The organism is Streptomyces sp. 7-21, assembly GCF_016741785.1.
Classification (GTDB): Bacteria; Actinomycetota; Actinomycetes; order Streptomycetales; family Streptomycetaceae; genus Streptomyces.
In genome coordinates this window covers 301681-317186 of sequence record NZ_JAERRL010000006.1, presented here as the reverse complement: position 1 = coordinate 317186, position 15506 = coordinate 301681, and the positions used below count along the sequence as shown (strand labels likewise).

Sequence of the window (15506 nt, the reverse complement as noted above, 5' to 3'; positions counted from 1 at the left end):
TTCAGCCGGGCTGGGCGTCGCCCCGCATGGCGGCCACGCACGCCCGGATCCCGGCGTGGTCCGTGCCCGGAAGGGCGCCCACAAGATGGCCGTCGGGCCGCACGACGAGCAGGGTATGCGGGCTGGTCCCCGGGTACCCCTCGGTGACCAGCAGCTCGGCCGGGAGCGGCAGGGCCTGCGCCATGGCGGACAGCTCGGGCATCAGCCCGGCCGACAGCCAGTGCCGGGGCTCCCAGACCTGCGAGCCGGGCGCGGTGAGGATCAGCAGCACCTTCCCGCCGAGCCAGTCGCGCACGGTGCCCCGCGAGCCGTCCAGGGCGGTCACGGCGACGTCGGCCACCGGCGCTCCCGGTGGGGTGTCCGTGACCGACAGACCGGTGCCCGGCGGCGTGAGCGGGGAGCCGTCGTACCGCGGCGGGGCCCCCAGCGGCCCGGCGCCGACGTGTCCGTCCGCGAGCAGCGCCAGCCGGGCCCGCGTCCGACCGGTCAGCCGGGCCGCGACACCCCTGCCCCGTACCAGGGGCAGCGCCTGGTCGACGGCGCGCAGCCGGTGTCCCACGGCGCCGCGGCGCTCCGCCTCATAGCTGTCGAGCAGCGCCTCACCGCCGTCACCATGCCAGGCGAGGGCCAGTTTCCAGGCGAGGTTGTCGGCATCGCGCAGGTTTTCGGCGACCCGCTGGGTGCCCAGCGCTCCCAGCAGGTGGGCCGCGTCGCCCGCGAGGAAGACCCGCCCCGTGCGCCAGCGGCGGGCGAGGCGCTGGTGACAGACGTGCACCCCGGTGTCGAGCAGGTCGTACTCCGGGACCTCGCCGTCGTGCCATGCGGCGAGGGTGGCGTGGAGGCGGTCGAGCACCGCGTCGGGGGTGACCAGGCCGTCGCCCGGCGGCAGCGGCCAGTCCAGGCGCCAGCGGCCCTCCGTGAGCGGCCGCACGGTGACCTCGCCAGGCGGTATGCCCCGGTGCAGCCCCGCTTCCCCGGGCCACGGCAGCTCCGCGCGCAGCGCGGCCACCGCGTACCGCTCCACGTTCGTCCGGCCGGGGAAGCCGATGCCGAGCAGCTTGCGCACGGTCGAGCGCTTCCCGTCGCAGCCGACGAGGTAGCTGCCGCGCCAGGTGCGTTCCCGTTCCCGGCCGCGCTCGCCGGGCGCCTCGGCCGCGGTGTGGACCACGACCTCCTGGCCGGTGTCCTCAAGCTGGCTCAGCCGGTGTCCCGCCGCCATCCGGATCCGGCTGTGGCCGGCCACGGCGGCGCGCAGCGCCCCCTCCAGCACGTGCTGCGGGAGCTGCACGGGGGCCGTGCCGGGGGAGGGGAACTCCACGCGCCGCACCTCACGGCCCCGGTGCATGGTCCGCCAGGCCGACCAGACGGCGGCGTCCTGCCCGGCGCCAGGAAGCCAGGCCCAGTGCGCCGTGTCGGGCGGCAGCACGCAGGTCCTGGCCAGCCGCCGGGGAGAGGGGCCCTGACCTCCGTCGAGGACGACGACCGGCACCTCGCGGCGGGCCAGGGCGAGCGCCAGCGCGAGCCCGGTCGGGCCCGCGCCGGCGATGATCACGGGCAGCACAGCACGTATGCAACCCAGCGGTCGTGCGGGCGTCAAGTTGGCGCCGCACGGGGCGAACCGCCTGGCAGCGGCCGCCCGAGAGGGCCAGCAGCGGGGCTGGCCGGCCCAGGGCTAGGTGTCGAGCTCCCGGGCCTTGCCGACGGTCTTGCCATCGGGGTCATCCGGCCCGGCCGGCCGCCCGGCGCCTGCCGCCGGCTGCGCCGGCACCCGCGCCGCGGTGGGCGCGGCCCCCGGCAGCTCGGCCTCGAGGTCGTCGTCTGTCCCCGCCGAGGCCACCGCGCCGGAGGTCTTCCTGCCGCGGCGGATCCGGGCCTCGATCCGGCTCGCGGCGTTCGTGAGCAGGGCGTTGAGCGTGATGAAGATGGCCGCGGCCGTCGTGTAGGCGGCGATGGTGTTGGAGTAGTTGCTCTCCACCAGCCCGGCCTGGCGCAGCAGCTCGCTGTAACCGATCATCGGCCCGCCCAGCGCAGTGTCCTTGACGACCACCACGAGCTGGCTGACGATCGCGGGCAGCATGGCCGTGACCGCCTGCGGCAGCAGGATGTTCGTCATGGTCTGGCCCTTGCGCATGCCGATCGCCTTGGCGGCGTCGGTCTGCCCGCGCGGGAGCGAGAGCACACCGGCCCTGACGACCTCCGCCAGCACCGAGGCGTTGTACAGCACCAGGCCCGTCACCACCGCGTACAGCGGGCGCACTTCGCGGTCGAGCGAGGACCACTCGCTGTAGGCCACGTTGGCGAAGATCATCATCATCAGCACCGGGATGGCGCGGAAGAACTCCACCACGGCGCCGCACGGGGCGCTGATCCACCAGTGCTCCGAGAGCCTGCCGATGCCCAGCAGCGCGCCGAGCGGCAGCGCGATGACCATGGCCAGTGCCGCCGCGACCAGGGTGTCCTGGAGGCCGGGCAGCAGGTACGTCGTCCAGACCTGGGAATCGGTGAAGATCGGGCTCCACCGGTCCCAGTCCAGCTGGCCCTTGTCCTTGAGGGCACTGATCACCCAGTAGGCCACCAGGCCCAGCACCAGGAGGAACAGCACCGTGTACAGGACGTTCCGCCGCCGGGCCCTGGGGCCGGGCGTGTCGTAGAGAACGGAGAGATTGCTCATCGCTTCACCGCCACTCGCTTGCTCACCCAGCCGAGGAACAGACCGGTCGGGAGGGTGAGGATCAGGAACCCGGCCGCGAAGATGGCCGCGATCGGAATGAGCTGCGCCTCGTTCTCGATCATCTCCTTCATCAGCAGGGACGCCTCGGCCACGCCGATGGCGGCCGCGACCGTGGTGTTTTTCGTCAGCGCGATCAGGACGTTGGCCAGCGGGGCCACCACGGCGCGGAAGGCCTGCGGCAGCACGATCAGCCACAGCACCTGGCCGAAGTTCAGTCCCAGCGCGCGGGCCGCCTCCGCCTGGCCGACGGGCACCGTGTTGATGCCCGAGCGGATCGCCTCGCAGACGAAGGTCGAGGTGTAGGCGATGAACCCCAGCACCGCCAGCCGGAAGAGCGACGAATTGCTGTCGCTGCCGCCCATCGTCAGCGACAGGGTCAGGAAGAGCACCTGCGAGCAGGAGACGATGATCAGCGTCAGGGGAATGTTGCGGACGAGGTTGACGTACACGGCCGCGAAGCCGCGCATGACCGGCACGGGACTGACGCGCATCGCGGCCAGCACCGTGCCCCAGATCAGCGAGCCGATCGCGGAGAACACGGTGAGCTGCACCGTCGTCCAGAACGCGCCGAGCAGGTCGTACCTGTCCGGATCAAGAAAGTCGAACACGGGTTCTCACAGTCTCGCCTAGTCGGTCGGTGCCGACCGCCGGCGCGGCCGGCGTGGACTGCTGCACGAGGGGCCCCGCGGCGCGCCGCCACGGCGGAGCGGCGCGCCGCGTGCGGCTGCCCTCACCTCACTCGACGACCTCGCCGATCGTGGGGGGCTCCCCGGCGTCGTAGCCCGCGGGGCCGAAGTTGGCGTCGACGAACTCCTGCCAGGAGCCGTCCTCGATCATCTGCTCCAGCGCGGCGTTGATGTCGTCCCGCAGGTCGGTCTCGCCGTCCGGGACGCCGATGCCGTAGTTCTCGGTGCTCAGCTCCAGGCCCGCCAGCGCGAACTTGCCCTGGTTCTGCTCCTGCGCCGCGTACCCGGCGAGGATCGAGGCGTCCGTGGTCAGCGCGTCCACGGTGCCGTTCTCCAGGCCGGTCAGGCACTGCGAGTAGGTGTTGTACTCCTGCAGGTCGGCCCGGGGCGCGAAGGTGTCCTTCACGTTCTGCGCCGAGGTGGAGCCGGAGACGGAGCAGAGCGTCAGGTCGTTGATCGCCTCCTCGTTCGGCACCTCCTCGCCCTCGCGGATCAGCAGGTCCTGGTGGGTCACGAGGTACGGGCCGGCGAAGTCGACCTGCTCGTCGCGCTCCGGGGTGATCGAGTAGGTGGCGACGATGAAGTCCACGTCGCCCCGGTTGAGCATCGTCTCGCGCTCGGGGCTGGGCGCCTCCACCCACTCGATGTCCTCGGCGGCGTAGCCCAGCTCCTCGGCGACGTACGTGGCCACGTCCACGTCGAAGCCGGTGTAGTCGCCGCCCGGCTCCTGCAGGCCCAGGCCCGGCTGGTCGAACTTGATGCCGATCCGGATCGAGTCGCTGTCCCCGCCGCCGGAGCCACAGGCGGTCGCCGTCAGCGACAGCGCGGCAGCGACAGCGGCAAGGGTCGTCGTCTTGCGGAATCTCATGGGTGCCTCGTCTCGTTCTGCTCGTCGTGCTGACTCGTCGTACGGGGTCGTGCGGGAAGCACAGGGGTGACGCGCGGCGCGTCAGTGCTGCAGGATCTTCGACAGGAAGTCCTTGGCCCGGTCGCTGCGGGGGTTGTCGAAGAACTGGTGGGGCTCGGCCTCCTCGACGATCCGGCCGTCGGCCATGAACACCACGCGGTTGGCCGCCGACCGCGCGAAGCCCATCTCGTGCGTGACCACGACCATCGTCATGCCCTCCCGGGCGAGCTGCTGCATGACCTCCAGCACCTCGTTGATCATCTCCGGGTCGAGCGCGGAGGTCGGCTCGTCGAACAGCATCACCTTGGGCTCCATCGCCAGCGCGCGGGCGATGGCCACGCGCTGCTGCTGCCCGCCGGAGAGCTGCGCCGGGAACTTGTCCGCCTGGTTGCCGACGCCCACCCGGTCCAGCAGGGCGCGGGCCTTCGCCTCCACCTCCGCCTTCGGCTGCTTGCGCACCTTGACCGGGCCCAGCATCACGTTCTGGAGCACGGTCTTGTGGGCGAAGAGGTTGAAGGACTGGAACACCATGCCGACATCGGCCCGCAGCCGCGCCAGGTCACGCCCCTCCTGCGGCAGCGGGGCGCCGTCGATGGTGATCGTGCCGGAGTCGATGGTCTCCAGCCGGTTGATCGTGCGGCACAGCGTGGACTTACCGGAGCCGGAAGGCCCGATCACGACGACGACCTCGCCCCGCTTGATCGTGAGGTTGATGTCCTGCAGCACGTGGAGCGCGCCGAAGTGCTTGTTCACGCTGTCCAGGACGACCAGGTCCTCCGCCAGCGGGGTGGCGTCCTCGGCGTCCTTGCTCAGCGGTACTTGGCTCATCGTGGGACTGCTCCATCCTCGTCGGTTGGGGGGAGACCCTAACGACGGGCACAATCGGCAGTCAGCAGATCTGAGCGGAAATTGAGGATAACCGTCCGTGGCCCTGACCAGCGCGTAGGGTAGCGGGTGCCAGCCGCGGGATAACGGAAGGGTTCACCTGCCCGTCCGGCTCTTGACGCCGGGACCGCTATCGAGGTGGATGCCAGGTAGCCAGAAGGCGGACCCGCCTGACACACCGGAGAGGAGGCTGTGATGAGGCTGCTTCTCGTGGAGGACGACGAGCACGTGGCCGCCGCGCTGGTCGCCATCTTGCGACGGCACGGCTTCGATGTCACGCACGTGGCCACCGGCGAGGACGCCATCTCCCTCCTCAGCGACCGGGCCGGGTTCGGCTCCTTCGGCGCGGTGCTCCTCGACCTCAGCCTGCCGGACGTCGACGGCTTCGAGATCTGCGGCCGGATCCGCCGGGTGTCAGCCGTCCCCATCCTCATGGTCACCGCCCGCGCGGACGTCCGCTCCCGCATCCACGGGCTCAACCTCGGCGCGGACGACTACATCGTCAAGCCCTACGACACCGGCGAGCTGCTCGCCCGCATCCACGCCGTCAGCCGCCGCACCGCTCCCGCGGGCACCGGGTCCTCCCGCCCCGGCGGCGACGTGCTGGCCGCCGGCCCCGTCACCGTCGAGCTGGCCACGCGGCAGGTCAGCGTCGACGGCCAGCCGGTGACGCTGACCCGCAAGGAGTTCGACCTGCTGGCCCTGCTGGCACGGCGGCCCGGCGTCGTCTTCCGCAGGGAGCAGATCATCAGCGACGTGTGGCAGACCAGCTGGGAGGGCACCAGCCGCACCCTCGAGGTCCACATCGCCTCGCTCCGCGCCAAGCTGCGCCGCCCCGAACTGGTCGAGACCGTGCGCGGCGTCGGCTACCGGCTCGCGCTGCCGGCGTCCTGAACGGCCCGGCGTCCCCTCCATGCGCTCCCGCCTGCTCCCGCTGCTCATCATCCTGATCGCCGGGGTCGTCGTTGCCCTCGGCATCCCGCTGGCCATCAGTGAGGCCGCCCGGGAGCAGCAGCGCGTCGTCGTCGACCGCATCGACGACACCGCCCGCTTCGCCTCGCTCGCCCAGTACGTCACCGATCCCGTGCCCGGCGGCGGCGATGACGGGAAGCTCGCCACGCTGCGGCAGGAACTCGAGCGGTACCACGAGGTCTACGGCATCAGGGCGGGTGTCTTTCTCCGCGACGGCACCCCGCTGGCCGCCGCGCCCAGTGGCTGGGAGGCGCCGGGCGGCGCTGCCGGCCGGGAGTTCTCCGAGGCGCTTGCCGGGCGGCGCAGCCACCATCCGGGGCAGGTCTGGCCGTGGGAGACGGACGAGCGCCTCATCGTCGCTTCCCCCGTGATCCGGGACGGTGATGTCATCGCCGTCGTCGTCACCGACTCGCCGACCGGGCCGCTGCGCTCCCGCATCGTGCACGGCTGGCTGCCGCTCGCCGCGGGCGAGGCCGCCGCCATGCTGCTGGCGGTGGCCGCCGCGTTCCGGCTCACCGGCTGGGTGCTGCGCCCGGTCCGCGATCTCGACAAGGCCGCGCACGACATCGCGACCGGCCGCCTCACCTCGCGTGTCGCCCCGGCGGGCGGGCCGCCGGAGCTGCGGCACCTGGCGCGGTCGTTCAACGAGATGGCCGACCACGTGGAGCAGGTACTCGAACAGCAGCGGGCGTTCGTCGCCGACGCCTCGCACCAGCTCCGCAACCCGCTGGCCGCGCTGCTGCTGCGTATCGACCTGCTCGGCCTGGAGCTGCCGGAGGACAGCGAGGAGTTCGCCTCCGTGCGGGCCGAGGGCAAGCGCCTGGCCCGGGTGCTGGACGACCTGCTGGACCTGGCTCTGGCCGAGCACAGCCCTGCCGACCTGCGCGTCACCGACGTCGCCGCGCTCGCCGCTGAGCGGATCGACGCCTGGCGGCCCGTGGCCGAGCAGCGCGGGATCAGCCTGACACGGGACGGGGCCGCCGCGGTGACCGGCTGGGCCGATCCGGTGGGCCTCTCCAGCGCGCTGGACGCGGTCATCGACAACGCGCTGAAGTTCACCCCCCGGGGCGGGCACGTCACCGTCACGGTCACGCCCGGCCGGGACGAGGTCACCGTCGTCACCGCCGACGACGGTCCCGGCCTCGACGACGAGGAGCTCACCCGCATCGGCAGCCGCTTCTGGCGCAGCGGCCGCCACCAGAACGTCGCCGGCTCCGGCCTGGGCCTGTCCATCGTCAGTGCCCTGCTGGCGGCCGGGGGCGCCCGTGTCCGCTACGCGCACAACGAGCCGCACGGCCTGCGCGTGATCATCACGCTGCCGCGGGACGCGCCCGAGGACCAGGGGCCGGCGGCGCCTGGTGCCGCGCCCCGCCCGCTCACGACTTGACCGAGCGGTAGTACGCGACCGCGCCGGGATGCAGCTCCAGCGGATGCGTGTAGATCGCGGTCCGCAGGTCCACCCGCTGCGCCGCGTGCACCTCCTGCCCGATCCGGTCCCGGCCGTTGATCACCGAGCGCGTCACCTGCTCGGTCAGCCGGGAGTCCGTGCTGGCCGCGGTCACCAGCAGGTTGGCCATGGCCACGGTGTCGACCGTCCGGCTGCCCGCGATCGCCGGATAGGCGTCGGGCGGCATCACCGCGGCCCGGTAGTACTGCGCGGCCGGCCCCGACGCCCGCAGCGCGGGCAGCAGGTCACCCAGCGGCACGAACCGGATGCTGACCCGGCCGGCCAGCTGCTCCACGGCCGAGGTCGGCAGGCCGCCGGACCAGAAGAAGGCGTCCAGGCGCCCCGCTTCCAGCATGCGGGGCATGGCGTTGATCCCCTCGCGCACCGCCGTCAGGTCCTGGTCCATGTCCAGGCCCGCGGCCGCAAGCAGCTGCCGGGCCACCAGCTGCACGCCCGAGGCGTCCTGCCCCACCCCGACGCGCATCCCCGCCAGGTCGGCGGCTTTCCACACCGGCGACTCCTCGCGCACGACCAGCTGCATGTAGTCGTCGTACAGCCGCACGCACGCCTGCAGCTGCCCGCCGCTGTGCTCGCGCACATGCGCCGCCACCGAGTCGGCCGTGGCAATGGCGAAGTCCGCCTCCCCGGCCGCCAGCCGCCGCAGGTTCTCCACCGAGCCCTCGCTCGGCAGCAGCTCCACCCGCAGCCCGGGGACGTCCCGGGCCAGCTGCCCGCGCAGCAGCTGCCCGTACCGGGAGTACACGCCGGTGGGCACGCCCGTGCTCAGCCGCATCGTGCCGGACAGGCTCGGCTCGCCGCCCGGCAGCCGGTCCCGCAGCGCCACGCCGGCGACGGCCAGCGCCGCTGCCCCGCCCGACAGGGTCAGCACGACGCGGCGGGAGGGAGCGTTCAGCTGGGCCATGCCGTGATCCTGGCGCCGCCCGCGGTCCCGGGGCAAGCGCCCTCAAGGCCGGCGGCCGGGGCACCGTAGACTGGCACCGCGAGGATTCGCCGCGAGACGGAGCGCCACGCGCCGCGGACGCACCGCACGACGGACCGCAGACGAAGAAAGCCCCCGCACCCGACACGGATCGAGCCCACTCATGCCGGAAGCCGCGCGCACCTACGAAGTCCGGACGTTCGGATGCCAGATGAACGTCCACGACTCCGAGCGGATGGCCGGGCTGCTGGAGGAGGCCGGCTACGTCCGGGCCGAGTCCGGCACCGCCGACGTCGTCGTCTTCAACACCTGTGCCGTCCGGGAGAACGCGGACAACCGGCTGTACGGCAACCTCGGCCAGCTCGCTCCTGTCAAGGCCCGGCGCCCCGGCATGCAGATCGCCGTCGGGGGCTGCCTCGCGCAGAAGGACCGCGACGCCATCGTCAGCCGCGCCCCCTGGGTGGATGTCGTCTTCGGCACCCACAACGTGGGCCGCCTGCCGGTTCTGCTGGAGCGCGCCCGGATCCAGCGCGAGGTGCAGGTCGAGATCGCCGAGTCCCTCCAGGAGTTCCCCTCGACGCTGCCCACGCGCCGCGAGAGCGCCTACGCGGCCTGGGTCGCGATCTCCGTCGGCTGCAACAACACCTGCACCTTCTGCATCGTCCCCGCGCTGCGCGGCAAGGAGAAGGACCGCCGGCCCGGGAACATCCTCGCCGAGATCGAGGCGCTGGTCGCCGAGGGCGTCACCGAGGTCACCCTGCTCGGGCAGAACGTCAACGCCTACGGCTCCGACATCGGCGACCGCCAGGCGTTCTCCAAGCTGCTGCGGGCCTGCGGCCGCATCGAGGGCCTGGAGCGCGTCCGCTTCACCTCACCCCACCCGCGCGACTTCACCGACGACGTGATCGAGGCCATGGCCGAGACACCGAACGTGATGCCGCAGCTGCACATGCCCCTGCAGTCGGGCTCTGACCGCGTGCTGCGGGCCATGCGCCGCTCCTACCGGCAGGAGCGCTACCTGGGCATCATCGAGCGGGTCCGCGCCGCCATTCCCGACGCCGCGATCTCGACCGACATCATCGTCGGCTTCCCTGGCGAGACCGAGGAGGACTTCCAGCAGACGCTGCACGTCGTCCGCGAGGCCCGCTTCGCCCAGGCGTTCACCTTCCAGTACTCCAAGCGTCCCGGCACCCCGGCGGCCGAGATGCCCGGGCAGGTCCCCAAGGAGACCGTCCAGGACCGGTACGAGCGGCTGGTCGCCCTCCAGGAGGAGATCTCCTGGGAGGAGAACAAGAAGCAGGTCGGCCGCACCGTCGAGGTCCTCGTCGCCGAGGGCGAGGGACGCAAGGACGACGCCACGCGCCGCCTGTCCGGGCGCGCGCCCGACAACCGCCTGGTGCACTTCGCGCGCCCCGCCGAGCCCATCCGGCCGGGCGACGTCGCCACCGTCGAGATCACGTACGCCGCGCCGCACCACCTGCTGGCCGAGGGGCCGGTCGCCGCCGTCCGCCGCACCCGCGCCGGGGACGCCTGGCAGCGGCGCCACGAGGCGCCCGCCGAGCGCGGCCGTGGCGTGATGCTCGGCCTGCCCACTGTCGGGGCGCCCGCTCCGCTTCCGGAGCCGGCCGGCGGCTGCACCGCTCACTGACCGCACCGGCCCGTAGACTGCGCCCATGCTCGTCGCCGCCGCTGTGTGCCCGTGCCCGCCCGTGCTCGTGCCGGAGGTCGCCCAGGGCGCCGCGAGCGAGCTGGACGGGCTGCGCGCCGCCTGCCGCGAGGCGCTGCGGGCCGTGGCCGCCGCGCGCCCCGGCCTGCTGCTCGTCGTCGCCCCGGCGGGGCCGGGCGAGGAAGGGCACTACCCCGGCGGCAGCCGCGGTTCCCTGCGCGGTTTCGGGGTCGACGTCGACGCCGTGCTCGCCCCGGTCAGGCAGGACGGCGGCGACCCGCCTGGCGGCACGGCCGGGGCCGGCGAGGCGACAGGACGTGCCCTGCCGCCCGCGCTGACCGTGGCCGCCTGGCTGCTGCGGCACGCGTCCTGGGACGCCGCCCCCGTCGAAGGACTGGCCGTCGGCGAGACGCTGGAGCCGGAGCGGTGCGCCGCCACCGGGCGTGAACTCGCCGGGCGCGCGCCGCGTGTCGCGCTGCTCGCGATGGGCGACGGCAGCGCCTGCCGCTCCGCGCGCGCCCCCGGCGCCTACGATGCCCGCGCCGCCGGCTTCGACGCCGCCGCGGCCCGCGCGCTGGCGGCCGCGGACACCGCCGCGCTCGCGGCGACAGATCCGGCGCTCGCCACCGCGCTTCATGCCGCCGGCCGCCCCGTCTGGCAGGTGCTGGCCGGCGCGGCCAGCGGCGCGGGCCTGGACGGGCGGCTGCTGTACGACGACGCACCCTACGGCGTCGGTTACTTCGTGGCCCGCTGGACCTGACCCGTCGGGCGGCCGGTCAGGACCGCGCGCCCTCGCCGGTCTCCTCGCTGTCCGGGGCCTGCGCGGCCGCCGTCTGCTTCGGGATGCCGACCGCGTCGGCCCCGCTGTCCTCAGCCCCGGCGCCTGCGGCCGCCTTCTCCTCCCCGGCCGGGGCCCCGCCGGCGCCCGGCTTCCCGCCGCCGTCGTTGCCCCGGCTGCCCCGGCGCCGCAACCACGCGAAGACTCCCATACCCGACTCCTCACTGTGACGTGGTCCTCGGAGAGGGAAACGAGAGCCTCCCCGGCGGCGTCACGTCGCTCGTTCGAGGGCCGGACCGCCGGTCTGCGACACTGCCGGGGTGAACACCCGCCTCAGTCCTCCGCAGGTCATCGCCGTCGTCGGGCCTACCGCCACCGGCAAGTCCGACCTCGCCGTGGAGCTCGCGCTCCGGCTGGGCGGTGAGGTCGTCAACGCTGACTCCATGCAGCTGTACCGGGGCATGGACATTGGCACCGCCAAGCTCACCCCCGCCGAGCGCCGGGGCGTGCCGCACCACCTGCTCGACGTGTGGGACGTGACCCGGGCGGCCAGCGTCGCCGAGTACCAGGCCATGGCCCGGGAGACGATCGACCGGCTGCGCGCCGCCGGGCGCGTCCCGGTGCTCGTCGGCGGCTCCGGCCTCTACGTCAGGGCCGCGCTCGACCGCCTGGAGTTCCCCGGCACCGACCCGGCGACGCGGGCGCGGCTGGAGGAGGACCTGGCCCGCGAGGGCAGCGGCGCGCTGCACGCCCGCCTGGCCGCCGCCGACCCGGCCGCTGCCCGCGCCATCCTGCCCAGCAACGGCCGCCGCATCGTCCGCGCCCTGGAGGTCATCGAGATCACCGGGCGCCCGTTCACCGCCACGCTGCCCGGACCGGACGAGGACCTCGCCGTCTATCCCGCCCTCCAGATAGGCCTGGCCGTCGAGCGCCCCGAGCTGGACGCGCGCATCGCCGCGCGCGTGGACCGGATGTGGGACCAGGGACTGGTGGACGAGGTCGCGCGGCTGGAGGCCGCCGGGCTGCGCCAGGGCCGCACCGCCTCCCGGGCGCTGGGCTACCAGCAGGTGCTGGCCGCCCTGGCGGGGGAGTGCAGCGAAGCGGAGGCGCGCGCCGAGACGGTCCGCGCCACCCGGCGCTTCGCCCGGCGCCAGGAGTCGTGGTTCCGCCGGGACGGCCGGGTGCGGTGGCTCAGCGCCGCCGGGCCGGACCGCCGGACCCTCACGGAGCGGGCGCTCAGCCTGGTAGAACGGACGGTCACATCCTGATCACGTCATGGCATCGGGACGCTCCAGGCGTCGGGGAGGGCCCCGCTGCCGTGCCATCATCAACCAGTCATCTGGTGATGGTCCAGCCGTGGAGCCGCTGAGTTGGGAGGGCGCGTGGCGATGGAGGCCGGCCCTCGGGAGAGCGACGGCAGGACGGATGGCGTGCCCGCCAGCCGTCGGGAAGCGGACGCGCTGCCCCCCACCGTTCCGCCGCTGCGCGATGCGGACGAGGAGTCCCTCGGGGGCGCCGGGGACGGGGAGCCGGGGGAGCCGGGGGAGGAGTACGCGGAGCTGCGCCCCGAGCGGCGGCTGCGGCTGACCCAGGTCGTCCCCGTCGCGCTGCTGGCGCTGCTGGGCTCGCTGATGTTCGCTTTTCCCCTCGCCTTCGCGTTCGACGAGGCGGGCGCCGTCGTCGCCATGCTCGGCCTGCTCCTGGGCTGCTGCGCGGCGGGCTGGGGCATGATGGCGGCCCGGCGCGTGGGCTACACCTGGCCCGGCCTGCCGCCCCGCGGTTCCGGTCGCCGGCCCGACTGGCGGCTGCTCGTCCTGTACGCGGCGGGCCTGGGTATCCTCGCCGCCCTCGCCGTCTGGCGCGTGGCGGCCCTGCGGTGAGCGCCGCGTCAAGTCCTCGGGAACAGCAATGGATTTCGGCCAGGTTTCCCCGGACATAAGTCACCCGGACGGGTGATCCACCATGAGAGGGGCGAGCGGCGGACATCCGCGTGCGGCGGGCTCGGTAACATCAAGCACCGGCGTCGCCGCGGGAACCAGACGCGATCACGGGGGTCAGGGGATCGGCGGACCGGTTCCCAGACCGCGGGAGGTGCCACCCATGACGTCAGAGGCCACCACGCCCGGCCGGACGGCCCCGGCCGGGCGGGGGCACCGCAGGGACGTGCTCCGGCTGCGCCGCCTCGGCCGCGCCGCGCTGTTCGGCGCGGGCCACCCGCCGCGCGACCGGCTGCCCGATGCCATCGAGCACGTCGCGCAGGTCCACCGCCGCCACCACGCCGGGGCCGACCTCGACACGCTGCGCCGCGCCTATGTGCTGGCCGAGGCCGCGCACCGCGGCCAGTACCGCAAGAGCGGCGAGCCGTACATCACCCATCCGCTGGCCGTCACCCTCATCCTCGCCGAACTCGGTGCCGAGACGACGACGCTGACGGCCTCGCTGCTGCACGACACCGTCGAGGACACCGACGTGACGCTGGAGCAGGTGCGCGCCGATTTCGGCGACGAGGTCGCCCACCTCGTCGACGGCGTCACCAAGCTGGAGAAGGTGGACTACGGGGCGGCCGCCGAGCCGGAGACGTTCCGCAAGATGCTGGTCGCCACCGGCAGCGACGTGCGGGTGATGTCGATCAAGCTCGCCGACCGGCTGCACAACATGCGCACCCTCGGCGTGATGCGGCCCGAGAAGCAGGCGCGGATCGCCCGCGTCACGCGCGACGTGCTGATCCCGCTCGCCGAACGGCTGGGCGTGCAGACGGTCAAGAGCGAGCTCGAGGACCTCGTCTTCGCCGTGCTGCACCCCAAGGAGCACGGCGAAGCCGCCGAGCTGGTGCGGCGCCACCGCTCACGGCCCGACCCGCTGGAGCGGATCGCCTCCCGCGTCGACGCCGTGCTCCGGGAGGCCGGGATCACCGCCGAGGTGCAGCTGCGGCCCCGGCATCTGCTGTCGGTGCACCGGGCCCGGCTCAAGCGCGGCACCCTCGGCCCCTGCGACTACAGCAGGATCCTCATCCTCGTGGCCGAGGACGCCGACTGCTATGCCGTCCTGGGCGAGCTGCACACCTGCTTCACGCCCGTCGTCTCGGAGTTCAAGGACTTCATCGCCGCGCCGAAGTTCAACCTGTACCAGTCGCTGCACACGGCAGTCGCGGGGGAGGACGGCCTGGTCGCCGAGGTGCTGGTGCGCACCCACCGGATGCACCGGGTGGCCGAGGCGGGCGTCGTCGCGCTCGGCGACCCGCACCGCGGCGGCGACGGCGAGTCCGCGCCCGAGGACGGCGAGCGCGCCGACCCGACCCGGCCCGGCTGGCTGTCACGGCTGCTGGAGTGGCAGCGCCAGGCGCCCGACACCGACACGTTCTGGACCGAGCTGCGCGACGAGCTGTCCCGGGACCGCGAGATCACCGTCTTCTCCGAGGCGGACGACGAGCCGCCGCTGCACCTGCCCGGCGGCGCGACCTGCCTGGACGCCGCCTACGCGCGCCACGGGCAGGCGGCGCACGCCTGCATCGGCGCCCGCGTCAACGGGCGGCTGGCCACGCTGCGCACGGTCCTGCGCGACGGCGATACCGTCCGCCTGCTGCTGGCGCCCGAGGGCACCTCGTGGCCCTCGCCCGAGTGGCTGGGGTACGCCCGCACCCCGGCGGCCCGCGTGCCGATCCGCCGCTGGCTCGACGCCCAGCGCGAGCGCCCCGAGGCGCAGCCCTCCGCCGTCGCCGAGCGGCCGGAGCCGGACCATGGCGCCGTGCCCGCGGCCGTCCGGTCCGGCGGCCCGCCGAAGGCCGGGGCGGCCGCGGCGGCCGGAACAGACGAGGCAGCCGAGGAAAGCGGCACGGAACCGGCCGTCGTGGTCTCCGGCGCGCCCGGCGCCCGGCTCCGCCTCGCCCGCTGCTGCACCCCGGTGCCGCCGGACGCGGTGTCGGGCTTCGCGGTGCGCCGCGGCGTCGTCACGGTGCACCGGGACGACTGCCCCGTGGCCGTCGGCATGAGCCAGGACGGCAGGCGGCGGCTGCCCGTGACCTGGCGCTCGCGCTCCGTGGGCTGCCGCGTCACGCTCCATGCCGAGGCACTGGGGCGCCCGCACCTGCTCGCCGACCTCACCGAGGCGCTGGCCGCCCAGGGGGCGGCGGTGGTGCACGCCGAGGTGGCGCCGCCCCGGCAGCAGCGGGTGCGGCACACCTACACCCTGCGGCTCCCGGACGCCTCCGCGCTGCCGCGGCTGATGAAGGCGATGCGCAGCGTGCCCGGCGTGTACGACGTGACCCGGGCGGCCGGCACGGCGGGCTGACAGCCGGTGAACGCCGGACGGCCGGGTAAACGGGGTGACGGCGCCGGGCGGCCGTGCCACCATGGTCGGGCCGTCAGGCACCCCCGGACCGGGAATGTCCCGGCGCCGCGGCGCGTTGACGTGAACAGAGGGCCGTCAGGCTCGCCACATCCGTCGCAGCCCGGAGCAGGGCTGCGAGCACAGCCAAAGGATCTCATTTGACCTTCT

Annotated in this window: 14 protein-coding genes; 7 read left to right on the top strand and 7 right to left on the bottom strand. The window is 73.9% G+C overall.

The window, feature by feature from the left end:
- Position 1 precedes the first annotated feature (1 nt).
- From JK356_RS10705 to JK356_RS10685, 5 genes are all read right to left on the bottom strand, one after another.
- Entirely contained in the window at positions 2-1561 is a 1560-nt protein-coding gene (locus tag JK356_RS10705) for an FAD-dependent monooxygenase (protein ID WP_201867391.1), read from the bottom strand.
- A 111-nt stretch (positions 1562-1672) separates the two neighbouring features.
- Positions 1673-2671, bottom strand: a complete 999-nt coding sequence (locus tag JK356_RS10700; RefSeq protein WP_201867390.1) for an amino acid ABC transporter permease — start codon at positions 2669-2671, stop codon at positions 1673-1675.
- On the bottom strand, positions 2668-3339 hold the full coding sequence (locus tag JK356_RS10695) for an amino acid ABC transporter permease (protein ID WP_201867389.1): 672 nt from the start codon (positions 3337-3339) through the stop codon (positions 2668-2670). Before JK356_RS10695 ends, JK356_RS10700 begins: the two co-directional genes overlap by 4 nt.
- Positions 3340-3466: 127 nt before the next feature.
- Entirely contained in the window at positions 3467-4285 is an 819-nt protein-coding gene (locus JK356_RS10690; protein WP_201867388.1) for a glutamate ABC transporter substrate-binding protein, read from the bottom strand.
- Between the two features lie 81 nt (positions 4286-4366).
- Positions 4367-5152 carry an amino acid ABC transporter ATP-binding protein gene (locus JK356_RS10685; protein WP_201867387.1) on the bottom strand — a complete coding sequence of 262 codons (786 nt, stop codon included), beginning with the start codon at positions 5150-5152 and terminating at the stop codon, positions 4367-4369.
- A gap of 252 nt (positions 5153-5404) precedes the next feature.
- Between JK356_RS10685 and JK356_RS10680 the strand changes: the two genes are divergently transcribed.
- Both JK356_RS10680 and JK356_RS10675 read left to right on the top strand, forming a co-directional pair.
- A complete protein-coding gene (locus JK356_RS10680) occupies positions 5405-6103 on the top strand; it encodes a response regulator transcription factor (protein ID WP_201867386.1) in 699 nt (232 codons plus the stop codon).
- Positions 6104-6122: 19 nt separating this feature from the next.
- The gene (locus JK356_RS10675; protein ID WP_201867385.1) at positions 6123-7568 is read left to right on the top strand and encodes a HAMP domain-containing sensor histidine kinase; all 1446 of its coding nucleotides are present in this window, start codon (positions 6123-6125) and stop codon (positions 7566-7568) included.
- On the opposite strand, the gene JK356_RS10670 is transcribed toward JK356_RS10675, so the two are convergent.
- Positions 7558-8550: a TAXI family TRAP transporter solute-binding subunit gene (locus JK356_RS10670; protein ID WP_201867384.1), complete on the bottom strand. Its 993-nt coding sequence runs from the start codon at positions 8548-8550 to the stop codon at positions 7558-7560. The genes JK356_RS10675 and JK356_RS10670 overlap by 11 nt on opposite strands.
- A gap of 181 nt (positions 8551-8731) precedes the next feature.
- Between JK356_RS10670 and miaB the strand changes: the two genes are divergently transcribed.
- Positions 8732-10216, top strand: a complete 1485-nt coding sequence (gene miaB / locus JK356_RS10665) for a tRNA (N6-isopentenyl adenosine(37)-C2)-methylthiotransferase MiaB (protein WP_201867383.1) — start codon at positions 8732-8734, stop codon at positions 10214-10216.
- A gap of 25 nt (positions 10217-10241) precedes the next feature.
- On the top strand, positions 10242-10994 hold the full coding sequence (locus JK356_RS10660; protein WP_201867382.1) for a hypothetical protein: 753 nt from the start codon (positions 10242-10244) through the stop codon (positions 10992-10994).
- Positions 10995-11010: 16 nt separating this feature from the next.
- Here the strand turns inward: JK356_RS10660 and JK356_RS10655 are convergent, their stop codons facing one another.
- Entirely contained in the window at positions 11011-11223 is a 213-nt protein-coding gene (locus tag JK356_RS10655) for a hypothetical protein (RefSeq protein ID WP_201867381.1), read from the bottom strand.
- Positions 11224-11332: 109 nt separating this feature from the next.
- On the opposite strand from JK356_RS10655, the gene miaA reads away from it, so the two are divergent.
- The 3 genes from miaA (at position 11333) to JK356_RS10640 (ending at position 15299) form a co-directional block, all read left to right on the top strand.
- Positions 11333-12280 carry a tRNA (adenosine(37)-N6)-dimethylallyltransferase MiaA gene (gene miaA / locus JK356_RS10650; protein WP_201867380.1) on the top strand — a complete coding sequence of 316 codons (948 nt, stop codon included), beginning with the start codon at positions 11333-11335 and terminating at the stop codon, positions 12278-12280.
- Between the two features lie 120 nt (positions 12281-12400).
- Positions 12401-12892, top strand: coding sequence for a hypothetical protein (locus JK356_RS10645; RefSeq protein ID WP_201867425.1), 492 nt, complete (start codon positions 12401-12403; stop codon positions 12890-12892).
- A 220-nt stretch (positions 12893-13112) separates the two neighbouring features.
- The gene (locus JK356_RS10640; RefSeq protein ID WP_201867379.1) at positions 13113-15299 is read left to right on the top strand and encodes a bifunctional (p)ppGpp synthetase/guanosine-3',5'-bis(diphosphate) 3'-pyrophosphohydrolase; all 2187 of its coding nucleotides are present in this window, start codon (positions 13113-13115) and stop codon (positions 15297-15299) included.
- Positions 15300-15506: the final 207 nt, after the last annotated feature.